The sequence below is a fragment of the Poseidonibacter antarcticus genome (assembly GCF_003667345.1).
Lineage (GTDB): Bacteria > Campylobacterota > Campylobacteria > Campylobacterales > Arcobacteraceae > Poseidonibacter > Poseidonibacter antarcticus.
This window is the reverse complement of sequence record NZ_RCWF01000002.1, coordinates 408,329-423,232: the sequence shown is the minus strand read 5'-3', so window position 1 is coordinate 423,232 and position 14,904 is coordinate 408,329. Positions and strand designations below refer to the sequence as shown.

General features: G+C 30.3%; 26 protein-coding genes. All 26 read left to right on the top strand.

The genetic code is table 11. The annotated features are described in order from the left end of the window. Nucleotides 1-3: 3 nt before the first annotated feature. The 26 genes from rplC to D9T19_RS04730 all read left to right on the top strand — a co-directional run bounded on the left by rplC (nucleotide 4) and on the right by D9T19_RS04730 (nucleotide 14,789). Nucleotides 4-579 carry a 50S ribosomal protein L3 gene (rplC, locus tag D9T19_RS04855; protein WP_121627076.1) on the top strand — a complete coding sequence of 192 codons (576 nt, stop codon included), beginning with the start codon at nucleotides 4-6 and terminating at the stop codon, nucleotides 577-579. Next, entirely contained in the window at nucleotides 576-1,187 is a 612-nt protein-coding gene (gene rplD, locus D9T19_RS04850; RefSeq protein WP_121627075.1) for a 50S ribosomal protein L4, read from the top strand. The genes rplC and rplD overlap by 4 nt, the downstream gene beginning before the upstream one ends. Nucleotide 1,188: 1 nt before the next feature. Further along, on the top strand, nucleotides 1,189-1,470 hold the full coding sequence (locus tag D9T19_RS04845; RefSeq protein ID WP_121627074.1) for a 50S ribosomal protein L23: 282 nt from the start codon (nucleotides 1,189-1,191) through the stop codon (nucleotides 1,468-1,470). A gap of 10 nt (nucleotides 1,471-1,480) precedes the next feature. Continuing rightward, nucleotides 1,481-2,308: a 50S ribosomal protein L2 gene (gene rplB / locus D9T19_RS04840; protein WP_121627073.1), complete on the top strand. Its 828-nt coding sequence runs from the start codon at nucleotides 1,481-1,483 to the stop codon at nucleotides 2,306-2,308. A 9-nt stretch (nucleotides 2,309-2,317) separates the two neighbouring features. After that, complete coding sequence (rpsS, locus tag D9T19_RS04835; RefSeq protein ID WP_121627072.1) at nucleotides 2,318-2,593, top strand: 30S ribosomal protein S19; 276 nt, start codon at nucleotides 2,318-2,320, stop codon at nucleotides 2,591-2,593. Between the two features lie 3 nt (nucleotides 2,594-2,596). Continuing rightward, complete coding sequence (rplV, locus tag D9T19_RS04830; protein ID WP_121627071.1) at nucleotides 2,597-2,929, top strand: 50S ribosomal protein L22; 333 nt, start codon at nucleotides 2,597-2,599, stop codon at nucleotides 2,927-2,929. Beyond that, on the top strand, nucleotides 2,929-3,627 hold the full coding sequence (gene rpsC, locus D9T19_RS04825; protein ID WP_121627070.1) for a 30S ribosomal protein S3: 699 nt from the start codon (nucleotides 2,929-2,931) through the stop codon (nucleotides 3,625-3,627). Before rplV ends, rpsC begins: the two co-directional genes overlap by 1 nt. Before the next feature lie 2 nt (nucleotides 3,628-3,629). Next, on the top strand, nucleotides 3,630-4,055 hold the full coding sequence (gene rplP, locus D9T19_RS04820) for a 50S ribosomal protein L16 (RefSeq protein ID WP_121627069.1): 426 nt from the start codon (nucleotides 3,630-3,632) through the stop codon (nucleotides 4,053-4,055). Beyond that, the gene (gene rpmC, locus D9T19_RS04815; RefSeq protein ID WP_076084968.1) at nucleotides 4,042-4,233 is read left to right on the top strand and encodes a 50S ribosomal protein L29; all 192 of its coding nucleotides are present in this window, start codon (nucleotides 4,042-4,044) and stop codon (nucleotides 4,231-4,233) included. Before rplP ends, rpmC begins: the two co-directional genes overlap by 14 nt. 10 nt (nucleotides 4,234-4,243) lie before the next feature. Beyond that, nucleotides 4,244-4,495: a 30S ribosomal protein S17 gene (gene rpsQ / locus D9T19_RS04810; RefSeq protein ID WP_121627068.1), complete on the top strand. Its 252-nt coding sequence runs from the start codon at nucleotides 4,244-4,246 to the stop codon at nucleotides 4,493-4,495. Continuing rightward, a complete protein-coding gene (gene rplN, locus D9T19_RS04805; RefSeq protein WP_076084974.1) occupies nucleotides 4,495-4,863 on the top strand; it encodes a 50S ribosomal protein L14 in 369 nt (122 codons plus the stop codon). The genes rpsQ and rplN overlap by 1 nt, the downstream gene beginning before the upstream one ends. Before the next feature lies 1 nt (nucleotide 4,864). Next, the gene (rplX, locus tag D9T19_RS04800; protein WP_121627067.1) at nucleotides 4,865-5,104 is read left to right on the top strand and encodes a 50S ribosomal protein L24; all 240 of its coding nucleotides are present in this window, start codon (nucleotides 4,865-4,867) and stop codon (nucleotides 5,102-5,104) included. 1 nt (nucleotide 5,105) lies between these two features. Next, on the top strand, nucleotides 5,106-5,654 hold the full coding sequence (gene rplE / locus D9T19_RS04795; RefSeq protein WP_121627066.1) for a 50S ribosomal protein L5: 549 nt from the start codon (nucleotides 5,106-5,108) through the stop codon (nucleotides 5,652-5,654). Beyond that, a complete protein-coding gene (locus D9T19_RS04790; protein WP_121627065.1) occupies nucleotides 5,654-5,839 on the top strand; it encodes a type Z 30S ribosomal protein S14 in 186 nt (61 codons plus the stop codon). The genes rplE and D9T19_RS04790 overlap by 1 nt, the downstream gene beginning before the upstream one ends. A 13-nt stretch (nucleotides 5,840-5,852) precedes the next feature. Then, on the top strand, nucleotides 5,853-6,251 hold the full coding sequence (gene rpsH, locus D9T19_RS04785) for a 30S ribosomal protein S8 (protein ID WP_121627064.1): 399 nt from the start codon (nucleotides 5,853-5,855) through the stop codon (nucleotides 6,249-6,251). 9 nt (nucleotides 6,252-6,260) lie between these two features. Beyond that, nucleotides 6,261-6,794, top strand: a complete 534-nt coding sequence (rplF, locus tag D9T19_RS04780) for a 50S ribosomal protein L6 (RefSeq protein ID WP_121627063.1) — start codon at nucleotides 6,261-6,263, stop codon at nucleotides 6,792-6,794. A gap of 11 nt (nucleotides 6,795-6,805) precedes the next feature. After that, nucleotides 6,806-7,165 (top strand): 50S ribosomal protein L18, encoded by a 360-nt coding sequence (rplR, locus tag D9T19_RS04775; protein WP_121627062.1) that lies wholly within the window; start codon nucleotides 6,806-6,808, stop codon nucleotides 7,163-7,165. 9 nt (nucleotides 7,166-7,174) lie between these two features. Continuing rightward, complete coding sequence (gene rpsE / locus D9T19_RS04770; RefSeq protein WP_121627061.1) at nucleotides 7,175-7,615, top strand: 30S ribosomal protein S5; 441 nt, start codon at nucleotides 7,175-7,177, stop codon at nucleotides 7,613-7,615. Between the two features lie 4 nt (nucleotides 7,616-7,619). Beyond that, entirely contained in the window at nucleotides 7,620-8,018 is a 399-nt protein-coding gene (gene rplO / locus D9T19_RS04765) for a 50S ribosomal protein L15 (protein ID WP_121627060.1), read from the top strand. Nucleotides 8,019-8,020: 2 nt separating this feature from the next. Further along, nucleotides 8,021-9,283, top strand: coding sequence for a preprotein translocase subunit SecY (gene secY / locus D9T19_RS04760; protein ID WP_121627059.1), 1,263 nt, complete (start codon nucleotides 8,021-8,023; stop codon nucleotides 9,281-9,283). Nucleotides 9,284-9,287: 4 nt separating this feature from the next. Further along, nucleotides 9,288-10,049: a type I methionyl aminopeptidase gene (gene map, locus D9T19_RS04755; RefSeq protein ID WP_121627058.1), complete on the top strand. Its 762-nt coding sequence runs from the start codon at nucleotides 9,288-9,290 to the stop codon at nucleotides 10,047-10,049. 10 nt (nucleotides 10,050-10,059) lie between these two features. Next, nucleotides 10,060-10,278: a translation initiation factor IF-1 gene (gene infA, locus D9T19_RS04750; protein WP_121627057.1), complete on the top strand. Its 219-nt coding sequence runs from the start codon at nucleotides 10,060-10,062 to the stop codon at nucleotides 10,276-10,278. Between the two features lie 92 nt (nucleotides 10,279-10,370). Continuing rightward, nucleotides 10,371-11,084 carry a uracil-DNA glycosylase gene (locus tag D9T19_RS04745; RefSeq protein WP_205588683.1) on the top strand — a complete coding sequence of 238 codons (714 nt, stop codon included), beginning with the start codon at nucleotides 10,371-10,373 and terminating at the stop codon, nucleotides 11,082-11,084. Next, nucleotides 11,081-12,196, top strand: coding sequence for a hypothetical protein (locus D9T19_RS04740; protein WP_121627056.1), 1,116 nt, complete (start codon nucleotides 11,081-11,083; stop codon nucleotides 12,194-12,196). The genes D9T19_RS04745 and D9T19_RS04740 overlap by 4 nt, the downstream gene beginning before the upstream one ends. Nucleotides 12,197-12,239: 43 nt before the next feature. Further along, nucleotides 12,240-13,985: an aspartate--tRNA ligase gene (gene aspS / locus D9T19_RS04735; protein WP_121627055.1), complete on the top strand. Its 1,746-nt coding sequence runs from the start codon at nucleotides 12,240-12,242 to the stop codon at nucleotides 13,983-13,985. An 18-nt stretch (nucleotides 13,986-14,003) separates the two neighbouring features. Further along, complete coding sequence (locus tag D9T19_RS04730) at nucleotides 14,004-14,789, top strand: metal ABC transporter substrate-binding protein (RefSeq protein WP_121627054.1); 786 nt, start codon at nucleotides 14,004-14,006, stop codon at nucleotides 14,787-14,789. Nucleotides 14,790-14,904: the final 115 nt, after the last annotated feature.

Here is a 14,904-nt window from a genome sequence, read left to right as displayed (position 1 = left end):
TAAATGGAATTTATCGTAGAAAAAATTGGTATGAGTAGAACTGTTTCAGTTCCTGCTGTTCCTGTTACACTTTTAAGAGTTCTTGATACTAAAGTATGTGAAGTGACTGACGGTGTAGCATTTGTTTCTTATGCATCTGGTAAAAAGATGAATAAAACAATTGAAGGTCAACAAAAGAAATTCAACTTATCTAAAGAGTTTAATAGATTTGCAACTTTAGAAGTAGCAAATACTGAAGCTGGTGATTTAGATGTAAGTGGTTTATCAGAAGCAAAAGTTTTAAAAACAACTTTTAACACTAAAGGTAGAGGTTTCTCTGGTGTTGTTAAAAGATGGAATTTTGCAGGTGGTAGAGCATCACATGGTCACAGAATGGGTAAAAGAACTGGTTCAATCGGTAATGCAGAATGGCCAGGTAGAGTTCAACCAGGTAAGAAAATGCCAGGACAATACGGAAATACAACTGTTAGCGTTAAAAATGATGTAGTATCATTTGATGCAGAAACTGGAATTTTAGTAGTAAAAGGTTCAGTATCTGGTGCAAACGGTAGATTAGGAAAAGTAAAGGTTGCTAAATGAGTAATGCAATAGTATTAAATGACAAATTTGAAGCTAATGGTGACGTAGCATTACCAGCTAAGTTTGCTGAGATTAACTCTCACAACTTATACTTATATGCTAAATCATACTTAGCGGCTCAAAGAGCAAATACTGCTAGAGTTAAAAATAGATCAGAAGTTAGAGGTGGTGGTAGAAAACCTAAAGCTCAAAAAGGTTCTGGTGGAGCTAGATATGGTTCTATGAGATCACCATTATTTGTTGGTGGTGGACAAGTTTTTGGACCTAGTAAAAGAAACTATGTACAAAAAGTAAATAAAAAACAAAAAGCTTTAGCATTAAGTTTCGCTTTAAATGCACAAGCTGATAACGGTTCTTTATTTGTAACTGATTCAATTTCTGTTGAATCTGGAAAAACTAAAGACGCACTTGCAATTTTAAATAAATTAAACCAAAGAGATACTCTAGTTGTAGTTGATACAATTGATGAGAAAACATACTTAGCGTTTAGAAATGTTAAAAATTGTTACATGATTGAAAAGCAAGAAGTTAACGCTTATTTAATTGCAGCATACCATTCAGTACTAATTGAAAAATCAGTATTTGAATCATTAACAAAAGAGGCTTAAGATGGCAGATATAACAGATATTAAAGCAATATTATATACAGAAAAAACAATAGAGCTTCAAGAACATGGTGTAATCGTAGTTCAGACTAGTCCAAGAATGACTAAGAATGGACTTAAAGAAGTATTTAAAGAATATTTTGGTGTTACTCCATCAAAAGTAAATTCTTTAAGACAAAATGGAAAAGTTAAAAGATTTAAAGGGAAATTAGGTTCAAGACCAGATTTCAAAAAATTCTATGTAACATTACCAGAGGGCGCTGAAATAGCGAACCTTTCAGCTTAAGGAGATATGAATGGCAATTAAAAAATTTAGACCAATAACTCCTGCAAGAAGATTTATGTCTGTAATGGATACTTCTGATATTACTTCTAAAGCAACAGTTAGATCATTACTTACAAGAGTAAAAGCATCAGCTGGTAGAAATAATAACGGTAGAATCACTTCAAGACACAAAGAAGCAGGTGCTAAGAAATTATATAGAATTATTGATTTCAAAAGAAATAAATTCGGTGTAGAAGGTACTATTTCAACTATTGAATATGACCCATATAGAAACTGTAGAATTTGTTTAGTAACTTATGCTGATGGTGATAAAAGATACATTTTACAACCTTCTGGATTAAAAGTTGGCGCAAAAATTCAAGCTGCTGAAGCAGGACTTGATATTTTACCAGGTAATGCAATGAGATTAATCAGTATCCCTGTTGGTACAATGGTTCATAACATTGAATTAAAACCAGGTAAAGGTGGACAAGTAGCTAGATCTGCTGGTGGATACGCTCAAATCATGGGTAGAGAAGACAAATACGTAATCGTAAGACTTCCTTCAGGTGAAATGAGAAAAATTCTTTCTGTTTGTATGGCAACAATTGGTATTGTTGGAAACGAAGACTTCTCTAATATGATTATTGGTAAAGCCGGTAGACAAAGACATTTAGGTAAGAGACCACAAACAAGAGGTTCTGCAATGAACCCAATTGATCACCCACACGGTGGTGGTGAAGGTAAGACAAACTCTGGAAGACATCCTGTTACTCCATGGGGTATGCCAACTAAAGGTTATAAAACTAGAAAGAAAAAAGCTAGTGATAAACTAATCATTTCAAGAAAAAAGAAGTAAGGGTTTAAGATGTCAAGATCAATAAAAAAAGGTCCATTTATAGACGCACACTTATTAAAGAAAGTTATCAAAGCTAATGAAGCTAATGATAAAAAACCAATCAAAACATGGTCAAGAAGATCTATGATCTTACCAGATATGATTGGACTTACTTTTAATGTGCACAATGGAAGAAACTTCGTTCCTGTAAATGTTACAGAGAATCATGTTGGATATAAATTAGGTGAATTTGCACCTACTAGAACATTTAAGGGCCATAAAGGTTCTGTTCAAAGAAAGGTGTAATTGATGGCTAGAGCAATATTAAAATTTATTAGACTTTCACCTACAAAAGCAAGATTAATTGCTAGAGAAGTTCAAGGTATGAATGCTGAGTATGCAATTGCATCTTTAGAATTTACTCCTAACAAAGCGGCTGGTATTATTTCAAAAGTTATCGCTTCTGCTGTTGCGAATTCAGGTTTAGAACCAGAAAATGCAGTTATTACATCTGCTAGAGTTGATAACGGTCCAGTTCTTAAGAGATTTACTCCAAGAGCAAGAGGAAGTGCTTCTCCAAAACATAAACCAACTGCACATATTATGATTGAAGTAGCTGCTGCTGAAAAAGGAGACAAGTAATGGGTCAAAAAGTTAATCCAATAGGTTTAAGACTAGGTATTAATAGAAACTGGGAATCAAGATGGTTTCCAAAGTTTTCTACAATGCCAGCAAATGTTTCAGAAGATGATAAAATTAGAAAATTCATTAAAAAAGAATTATATTATGCAGGTGTTGCATCTACTATCGTTGAAAGAACAGCAAAAAAAATTAGAGTAACAATTGTTGCTGCAAGACCTGGTATCGTTATCGGTAAAAAAGGTGCAGACGTTGAGAAATTAAAAGCTAATCTTTCTAAATTAGTTGGAAAAGAAATTGCTGTTAATATTAAAGAAGAAAGAAAACCACAATTATCTGGTCAACTTTCAGCTGAAAATGTTGCACAACAATTAGAAAGAAGAGTTGCATTTAGAAGAGCTATGAAAAGAGTTATGCAAAATGCACTTAAAGGCGGAGCTAAAGGTATTAAGGTTTCTGTTTCTGGAAGACTTGGTGGAGCTGAAATGGCTAGAACTGAGTGGTATTTAGAAGGTAGAGTTCCTTTACATACATTAAGAGCTAGAATTGATTATGGTTTTGCTGAAGCTCATACAACTTATGGTTGTATTGGTATTAAAGTTTGGATCTTTAAAGGTGAAGTACTTGCTAAAGGTATTCCAGCTGAAAAAACTGAAGAAGACAAACCTAAAAGAAGACCACAAAAGAGAAGAGGTAAATAATTATGTTAATGCCTAAGAGAACTAAATACAGAAAAATGATGAAGGGTCGAAATAGAGGTAAAGCTGCAAGAGGTAACTCTTTAGCTTACGGAGATATCGGTCTTAAAGCTGTTGAACATGGAAGAATTGATTCTAGACAAATTGAAGCTTCTAGGGTTGCAATGACTAGACAAGTTAAAAGACAAGCAAAAGTTTGGATTATGGTATTCCCTGACAAACCACTTACTGCTAAACCATTAGAAACAAGAATGGGTAAAGGTAAAGGTGCAGTTGATAAATGGGTTATGAATATCAAGCCAGGTAGAATTTGTTTTGAAATGGCTGGTGTTAGTGATGAGTTAGCAAGAGAAGCTTTAACTTTAGCAATGCATAAATTACCATTTAAAACAAAAATTGTAACAAAAGATAGCGAAAATGAACTATACTGATTTAAAAGACAAAAGCTTACAAGAGCTTACGGAATTATTAAAAGAAAAAAAGGTGCTTCTTTTTGAATTAAAAGCTAAGCTAAAAACTATGCAGTTAACAAATACATCTGAATTAAGAGTAGCGAAGAAAGATATCGCTAAGATTCAAACAGCTATTACTGCAGCAAAAGCTAACTAAGGATCTATAGATGACACATAAAAGAGAGATTCAAGGTGTAGTGGTAAAAATTTCTGGAGACAAAACAGCTTCTGTTTTAGTTACTAGACAAGTTATTCACCCAAGATACCACAAAATGGTAAAAAGATTTAAAAAATATTTAGTTCATGATGAAAAAAATGAATTAAAAGTTGGAGATAAAGTTGTTGCTGTTGAATGTAGACCTTTATCAAAAACTAAATCTTTTAGATTAAAGATGATTGTATCTACAGGAGCTAACTAATGATTCAAAGTTTTACTAGATTAAATGTAGCTGACAACACAGGTGCAAAACAAATCATGTGTATCAAAGTTCTTGGTGGATCTAAGAGAAGATACGCAACTGTTGGTGACGTTATTGTTGCTTCAGTTAAGAAAGCTTTACCAACTGGTAAAGTTAAAAAAGGTCAAGTTGTTAAAGCAGTAGTTGTTAGAACACATAAAGAAGTTCAAAGAGAAAATGGTTCTTTAATTAGATTTGATGATAACGCAGCTGTTATCTTAGATGCTAAAAAAGATCCAATTGGAACAAGAATTTTCGGACCAGTTGCTAGAGAAGTTAGATATTCAGGTTTCATGAAAATCGTTTCACTTGCACCGGAGGTATTATAATATGGCAATTAAATTAAAAATCAGAAAAGGTGATACAGTTAAAATCATCGCTGGTGATGACAAAGGTAAAACTGGTGAAGTTTTACAAGTATTACCTTCAAAAAACAAAGTAATCGTAAAAGATTGTAAAGTTGCTAAAAAAACTGTTAAACCTGATCAAGAAAAAAACCCTGATGGTGGGTTTGTTAATAAAGAAATGCCAATTGACATTTCTAATGTAACTAAAGTAGAAGGTGAGTAAAATGGCAGCAAGATTATTAGAAAGATATAAAGCAGAAATTAAACCAGCTTTAGAAGCAGAGTTTCCAAAAAACAAAATGTTAACTGCAAAGTTAGATAAAGTTACTATCTCTGTTGGTGCTGGTGAAGCAATGAAAGATAGTAAATTAATGCAAAACATTCAAGATACTATTTCTTTAATAGCTGGTCAACAAGCTGTTAAAGTTATTGCAAAAAAATCTGTTGCTGGATTTAAAGTAAGAGAAGGTTACCCTGTAGGAGTAAAAGTTACTTTAAGAGGTGAACAAATGTACACTTTCTTAGATAAACTTTGTTCAATCGCATTACCAAGAGTTAAGGATTTTAGAGGTCTTAATAGAAATGGTTTTGACGGTAGAGGAAACTTTAACTTTGGTTTAGACGAACAATTAATGTTCCCAGAAGTTGTATATGATAATATTATTACAACTCACGGTATGAATATTTCAGTTTCTACAACTGCTACTGATGATGCTGAAGCATACAGATTATTAGAGTTAGTAGGAATTCCATTTACTAAAGGAAGAGCGTAATGGCAAAGAAATCTATGATTGCAAAACAACAAAGAACTCCAAAGTTCTCTTCAAGAGCATATACAAGATGTTCTGTTTGTGGTAGACCTCACTCAGTATATAGAGATTTTGGTTTATGTAGAATTTGTTTAAGAAAAATGGCTAACGAAGGTTTATTACCTGGCGTTAGAAAAGCTAGTTGGTAGGAGAATTTAAGCTATGATGAATGATATAATCGCAGATGCTTTAACAAGAATTAGAAATGCAGCTCTAAGAAAATTAGATGTTGCTACATTATTACACTCAAGAACTACTGTAGGCGTTTTAAACGTTTTAGTTCAAAAAGAGTATATTACTGGATTCAAAGTTATTGACGGGCAAAATAATAAAAAAACAATTCAAGTTGAATTGAAGTATGATGACAATGAAAAATCAGTAATTAATGAAATTACTAGAGTTTCTAAACCAGGACGAAGAGTTTATAAAAACGCTTCTGAAATTAAAAGCTTTAAAAATGGATACGGTACAATCATCGTTTCTACTAACAAAGGTGTAATTGCTAACGATGAAGCATTTGCAGCTAATGTTGGTGGCGAAGTTCTTTGTACTGTATGGTAGGGAGTAATAATGTCTAGAATTGGTAAAAAACCTATCGCAATTCCTGCAGGAATTGAAGTATCTGTAAATGGTACTATTATTGATGTAAAAAAAGGGAACAAAGTTTCTTCTGTTGAGACTCATGGTCGAGTTGGTATCGAAGTTGCTGAAGGTAACGTGGTACTATCTAAAGTTGGAGAAGAAAAAGAATCTTCAGCTTTCTGGGGAACTTATAGAGCTTTAGTTAGCAATGCAATTGATGGATTAACTACAGGTTTTCAAAAATCTTTAGAAATCAATGGTGTTGGTTATAGAGCTGCTGTTAAAGGTAAAGTTTTAGAACTACAATTAGGTTATTCACACCCAATTAATTTCGAAATCGAAGATGGTTTAGAAATTTCTGTTGAGAAAAACATAATTCACGTTAAAGGTGCTGACAAACAACAAGTTGGTCAAGCTGCTGCAATAATAAGAGGCTACAGAAAACCAGAACCATACAAAGGTAAAGGTGTGAAGTATACTGACGAGCATATCGTTAGAAAAGCCGGAAAAACAGCTAAGTAAGGTATGACACTATGAGTAGAGCAAAAGATTTAGCGAAAAAAAATTCATTAAGAATTAAAAGAAAAAAAAGAGTTAGAGGAAATATTTTTGGAACAGCAGAGTTACCAAGAGTTTCTTTCTTTAAATCTAATAAGTACATTAGTGCGCAAGCAATTAACGATGTTGAAGGTACAACTTTAGCATCTATTAATTCTCAAACAATGAATTTAAACGTGAATAAAGAAAACGCAGGAAAAGTAGCAGCAGCATTTGCTGAAACTTTAAAAGCTGCTGGAATTGATACAGTAGTATTTGACAGAAATGGTTACCTTTATCATGGTGTTGTTGCAGCATTTGCTGACGCACTAAGAGATAATGGTATCAAATTATAAGGGTTAATGATGGCAGTTAATAGAGAAGACTTTGAAGAAGCAATCGTTAAAATTGGTAGAGTTACAAAAGTTGTAAAGGGTGGTAGAAGATTTAGATTTACTGCTTTAGTTGTTGTTGGTGACAAAAAAGGTACTATTGGTTTTGGAACTGGTAAAGCTAAAGAGGTTCCTGATGCTATCAAAAAAGCATTAGATGACGCATTTAAATCTTTAGTTAAAGTTAATATTCATGGTACAACAATTGCACATGATATTGAGCATAAATATAACGCAAGTAGAATTTTACTTAAACCTGCATCTGAAGGTACAGGACTGATTGCTGGGGGAGCTGCTAGACCAGTTCTTGAGCTTTCAGGAGTAACAGATATTATTGCGAAATCTTTAGGTTCAAATAATCCAAATAACTTAGTACAAGCTACTGTTGAAGCATTAGCTAGAATTAAAGGATAGATTAATGGCATTAAATAATTTACAACCAGCACCAGGTAGTACTAAAAATACTAAAAGAGTTGGTAGAGGTCAAGGTTCAGGAATGGGTAAGACTTCTACTAGAGGTCAAAAAGGTCAAAAATCTAGATCTGGATATAAAATTAAAAGACACTTTGAGGGTGGGCAAATGCCAATCCAAAAAAGAATGCCAAAAATTGGATTCTTTTCAAGAGTTGCAAAACCTTATTCTATCAATGTTGATAAAATTAAACAAATTGCAACTTTAGAAGAAATTACAGTTGAGACAATCAAGTCTGTATATAAATTATCTAAATCAGTTGTGAAAGTTAAATTAGTTGGATCAACTGCTAAAGATTTAGCATCTAAGATTAAAGACGAAAACGTTACAACTACTGGTAACTAACCATGAGTAAAGATCTAATAAATAAGATTCTTATTACATTAGGTTTTATATTCCTTTACAGACTACTGGCATACGTGCCAGTACCTGGGGTTAATATAGACGTAGTTAAAGAATTTTTCGACTCAAATGCAAATAATGCATTAGGTCTTGTTAATATGTTCAGTGGTAATGCCGTTGAAAGACTATCTATTATATCACTAGGTATAATGCCTTACATCACAGCTTCAATTATTATGGAATTATTGGCAGCTACTTTCCCCGCACTTGGTAAAATGAAAAAAGAACGAGATGGTATGCAAAAGTATATGCAAATCATTAGATACGCAACTATTGTAATTACATTAATTCAATCTATTGGTGTTTCAATGGGTCTTAATTCTCTTACTGGTCAAAGTGGACAAGGAGCAATTTCAATTGATATGGATACATTTGTAGCTGTATCATCAATTTCTATGTTAACTGGAACTATGCTTCTTATGTGGATTGGTGAACAAATCACACAAAAAGGTATTGGTAATGGTATTTCATTAATCATTTTCGCTGGTATTGTTTCTGCAATTCCAAGTGCAATTGGTGGTACTATTGATTTAGTTAATAATGGACAAATGAGTTTCTTAACTGTTATTGCAATTATTGTTATTATTTTAGCAACAGTAGGTGCAATTATTTATGTTGAGCTAGGAGAAAGAAGAGTTCCTGTTTCTTATTCTAGAAAAGTTATGATGCAAAATCAAAAGAAAAGAGTTATGAATTATATTCCTATTAAGTTAAACTTAGCAGGTGTTATTCCAGCAATTTTCGCAAGTGCGATTTTAATGTTTCCAGCTACTATTTTACAAGGTTCTCAAAATGAGTATCTTTTAATTGTTGCTGATTACTTAAGTCCAGCATCATATACATTTAATGTTTTTATGTTTTTATTTGTTGTTTTCTTTGCGTTCTTTTATGCATCAATTACTTTTAATGCAAAAGATATTTCAGAGAATTTAAAAAAACAAGGTGGATTTATCCCAGGTATTAGACCAGGGGCGGGTACAGCTGAGTTCTTAAATGAAACTGCAAGTAGATTAACATTCTGGGGTGCAATTTATCTAGGATTAATTTCAACTGCTCCATGGCTTATTGTTAAAGCAATGGGCGTTCCTTTCTATTTTGGAGGGGTGGCTGTATTAATTGTTGTACAAGTTGCTATTGATACTATGAGAAAAATTGAGGCACAACAATATATGAACAAGTATGAAACACTTAGTGCGGTAGGGTTATAATATTATGGCTATTCCATTAAGAAAAACAAACGAAATTGAAAAACTTAGAACTGCAAATATTGCAGTTGCTAAGACTTTAAATTATTTAGCACAAAACGTAAAAGCTGGTATGACTTTAAAAGAAGTTGATGCCATGGGTGAAGCATTTTTAGACGATTTAAATGCTAGACCATCTTTCAAAGGCTTATACGGTTTTCCAAATGCTATTTGTACTTCATTAAACGAAGTTATCATTCATGGTATTCCATCAAATGTAGTTTTAAAAGAAGGAGATATCTTAGGTATCGACATTGGAACTGAAATTGATGGTTGGTATGGTGATGCTGCAATTACAATGCCTATTGGAAAAATATCAAAAGAAGATGAAGATTTAATTGCTTGTGCAAAAGATTCTTTACTTCATGCAATTGATTCTATTCATGTAGGTATGAGATTCAAAGAACTTTCAAAATTAATTGAAGATTTTATTGTAGCTAGAGGTTATCAACCACTAGTGCGATTCTGCGGACACGGGATTGGTAAAAAACCTCATGATGAACCTGAAATTCCTAATTATATTGAGAATGGAAGAACTAACTCAGGTCCAAAAATTAAAAACGGAATGGTTTTTTGTTTAGAGCCTATGATTTGTCAAAAGGAAAGAGAACCAGTTATTTTAGATAATAAATGGGATGTTGTTTCTGAAGATGGATTAAGAGGAAGTCATTATGAGCATACAGTTGCCGTTATAAACGGAAAAGCAGTAATACTAAGTACAGTAGATTAGGGAGATAAAATTGGCAAAAGATGATGTAATTGTAATTGATGGTAAAGTAACTGAAGCATTACCAAATGCGATGTTTAAAGTTGAATTAGATAACGGTCATATGGTTTTATGTCATATCTCAGGTAAAATGAGAATGCATTATATTAAAATCTTACCAAATGATAAAGTAAAAGTAGAGATTACACCTTATTCTTTAGATAAAGGTAGAATCACTCACAGATATAAATAATATATCTTTTATAAATAAGGAATTTTTTCCTTATTTATCTTATTAAATAATCACATTATTAAATTTAATTTTTATATGCTAGTATAAAAAGTATGAGAATAAATAATCATAAAAGAAAATTTTTTGTACAATCTATTATGACAAATACAGTTAAACAAAAACTTTTATATAATTTACACTTACTTAAATCTATGGGATTTAATTATCACAAAGGATTAAATTTAGTTCCAAATGATATTAAAAATCTTAAACTTCCTGACAATATCTCTGCATTAAAATCAAATGTAGAAAATTGCTATTTATGTGAACTTTCAAAAACAAGAAAAAATGTTTTATTTGGTATGGGTAATCATAATTCAAAAGTGATATTTATATCAGATGAGCCGTCTGCCAGTGAAGATGCATTAGGTACTTTTTATAGTGGAAAATCTGGTGAATTACTTTCAAAAATGATCGAAAATGTACTAAATCTTAAAAAAGAAGAAGTTTATATTACAAATTTAGTCAAATGTAAGAGTTCAAATTCTTTAAATAACTCTCATGTTGAATCTTGTAATGATTATTTACAAAAGCAAATAGAACTTATAAATCCTGAATTAATTGTATCTTTAGGAGAAAGTACATATTCTTATTTATTAAATGAAAAAGATAATTTCTCACAAAATAGAGGCAAAGAACTAAACTATCATAATATTAAATTGATACCAACTTTTTCAGCTAATTACTTGTTAAGAAATCCATCGGCAAAAAAAGATGCATATTACGATATGCTTAGAATAAAAAATATATTGGAGCTTACAAATTGAAACATTTATTATTATTTATATTAATCACTTCATTTTTTATAGGTTGTTCTGTGAAACAACAAGAAGTAGATATTAAAATATCGGATAAAAATGATATTGGTACATCCGTAAAACCTAAAAAAGATGTATTTAATGAAAGAATTGATGCTTTTAATGGTGTTAATATCATTGAAGATGATTTTTCTATATTTGATGATGGGAAGGTAATGAAAGTTGCATTTATTTACCCATCAAGAATCGTAGCAAAATATGCTAAATCATCAATGAGTACGATTTTAGGTTATTTTGATTATAAAAAAATTAAATATGAAATAAAAGTATTTGACACACTAAGCGAGGATGAATTTAGTGTTGCTAATGCAATTAATAGCGCTAAAGCTGAAGGTTTCCCTAATGTTATAGCCTTATTTACTCCAAAAATAGTTCCATATTTACATACTCTTGATACGAGTGACTTAAGAGTTTATTTACCATTAACAAACAAAGAAAATATTAATTTTATTAATAATAATTTTATTTATGGTGGAATTTCGTATAGAGATCAAATCAGTAAATTATTAGAGTATTCAAATATTAATAATGTTATGTTTTACCAAAGCTCTTTTCTAGGAGATAAACTTAAAACACTTTATGAAAATATGAACTTAGATGTAAAAGTTGTAAAAGAAATAAAAAACAAAAAAAACTATTATAAGGGAATTGTTAAAGATTATAGACTTAGAAATTCAACACTTTTTTTAAATACTCCTATTATTAAAACTTCAATTTTATTATCACAATTAAGAGCATATGAGGTTTCTCCAAGAGTTATACTTTCAACGCAAATAAATTATAGTCCACAAATTCTAACTCTAACTCAAGTTAAAGATAGAAATAATTTTGTTATTGCAAATTCTATTGAAAAAATTGATGATATATTAAAAGATTCTCTTGATACATATGGTTCAGATATTATGTATAATTGGGTTGATTATTCAACATTAGTTGGAATAAATTATTTATATGATGAGAATGAATCTGGATTAATACAAACAAATATTCTTGATAATCAAGTTGTATATGAACCTAAATTATTTAAAACAACAGCATACGGCTTTTTAGAAATTAAGTAAAATTTAGATAAAATCGCGGATATTTATATTTATGGAGTTTGAATTGAGAACACATTATTGTACAGAAGTAACAGAAAAAAACATTGGCGAGCAAGTAACTGTTGCTGGTTGGGTAAACAGTAGACGAGATCACGGTGGAATTATATTTATTGATTTAAGAGATAAAGGTGGATTAGTTCAATTAGTAGCTGACCCATCAGTATTACCAATTTCAGAAACAGTAAGAGATGAATTTGTATTAATAGCAACAGGAACTGTAAGAGCTAGAGGTGAGGGATTAGAAAATCCTAACTTAGTAACTGGTAAAATTGAAATTGTTTTAAGTGAATTAATAATAGAAAATAAATCAAAACCTATGCCTTTTGATTTAAATGATGAAAAAGTTAATGATGAGATTAAGTTAAGAAATAGATTTTTAGAATTAAGATCAAAAAAATCTTTTGAAATTTTCCAATTAAGATCAAAAGCTGCTATTCAAGTTAGAAATACTTTAGATGAATTAGGTTTCTTAGATGTTGAAACTCCAATCTTAACTAAATCAACTCCAGAAGGTGCTAGAGATTACTTAGTACCTTCAAGAGTACATCCAGGAGAGTTCTATGCACTTCCTCAATCACCTCAATTATTTAAACAATTATTAATGGTATCAGGATTTGATAAATATTTCCAAATAGCTAGATGTTTCAGAGATGAAGATTTAAGAGCTGATAGACAACCTGAATTTACTCAAATTGATGTTGAAATGTCTTTTTGTACTCAAGATGATGTAATTAAAGTTGCTGAAAAATTAATTTATGATGTATTTACAAAATGTGGTAAAAAAGTTCCAAAAACTTTCCCAAGAATGAGATATGCAGATGCAATGGAAAAATATGGTTCAGATAAACCTGATATTAGATTTGATATGCCATTAGTAGATGTTGTTGATATTTTTGCAAACTCTACGAATGAAATTTTTGCAGATATTGCAAAAGATAAAAAGAACAACAGAATCAAAGCACTTAAATGTCCAAATGGAGATAATTTATTCTCTAAAAGACAAATGAAAGGTTTTGAAGATTATGTTAGAAAATTTGGAGCTAAAGGTTTAGGTTACTTCCAAATGAAAGAAGATGGTCTTAAAGGTCCTCTTACAAAATTCTTCTCAGAATCTGATTTAGAAGAAATTGTTAAAACAACTGAATTAGAAGTTGGAGATGTTGTATTCTTTGGAGCAGGTGATAAAAAAACTGTATGGGATTATATGGGTAGATTTAGAATTTTCCTAGCAGAGCAAATGGATATTATTCCAGCAGATGCTTATGAATTCTTATGGGTTGTTGATTTCCCAATGTTTGAAGTTGAAGATGGTAAAACTAAAGCACTTCATCATCCATTTACAATGCCTAAATCATTAGAAGATACAAGTGATTTAGAAGCTATTGAATCAATTGCATATGATATTGTTTTAAATGGTATGGAATTAGGTGGGGGAAGTATAAGAATTCATAAAGAAGAAATTCAATCAAAAGTATTTGAACTTATGGGAATTTCAGATGAAGAAGCAAAAGAAAAATTTGGTTTCTTACTTGATGCACTTCAATATGGAGCTCCAAGCCATGGTGGTTTTGCAATGGGTCTTGATAGAATGATTATGTTACTTTCAGGTACTGATTCAATTAGAGATGTTATCGCATTCCCTAAAACTCAAAAAGCTCAATGTTTATTAACAGGTGCTCCATCACCCGTTGATGCAGAACAGTTAAAAGAGTTAAGCCTAAGAGTTAGAAAAACAGAACAACAGTCATAGTATTTAAAGGAAGTAATAATGTATAAGCTTTTATTCTTATTACTTCCTGTTTTACTTTTCTCCAAAATTGAAGTTACGACTACACTTCCTTTTGAATCTTTTATTGTAAAACAAATTGGACAACAACATATTAGAATAAAAGAAATCACAAACTTATACTCTTCAAAAATAAAAGATCTTAATAAAAAAGAAATATCAAGATTATCAAATACAAAAATTTATTTTAATTTTGGATTAAATATAGAGAAAAAGTACGGAAAAATTTTATTAAAATCAAATCCTAATTTAATTATAAATGATATGTCTAAAGGGATAAATAAAATAGAATATAATGGAAAACAAAATCCTTATATTTGGTTAGATCCAATTTTATTAAGAAAAGTGGCTAAAAATATTTATGTTTCATTATTAAATATTGATACTTTTAATGAAAAGAAATATAAAGAAAATTATAATCTTTTTTTAAATAAATTAGATGAAGTCTATTTAAAAACTAGAAAAGTTTTAGAAAAAAGTGAGAATTATAATATTTTTGTATATGATGAATATTTTGATTATTATGCAAAAAGATTTAAAATAAATTTATATAAAAAAGAAAAGAAAATACAAAAAAGTAAAGATATTAAAGAATTAAATAACTTTGCAAAAACTAATCAAATTAACCTTATATTAATTCCTCAAAATGATAATATAATAATGGCTAATTCAATAGCTTCTAATTTGGCAATTAAAATTAAAAAACATGATATTTTTATTGAATCTATATTCGTCAATATTAAAACTCTTACTGATCATTTCCTATGATAAAATAAAATAACTTAATTAATAATGATAAAATAGACTGTTTATTATTTATATAATTTGTGTATATTATATACAGCTGATTAAAGAAAATACTTTTAATAGAATATATAATTAA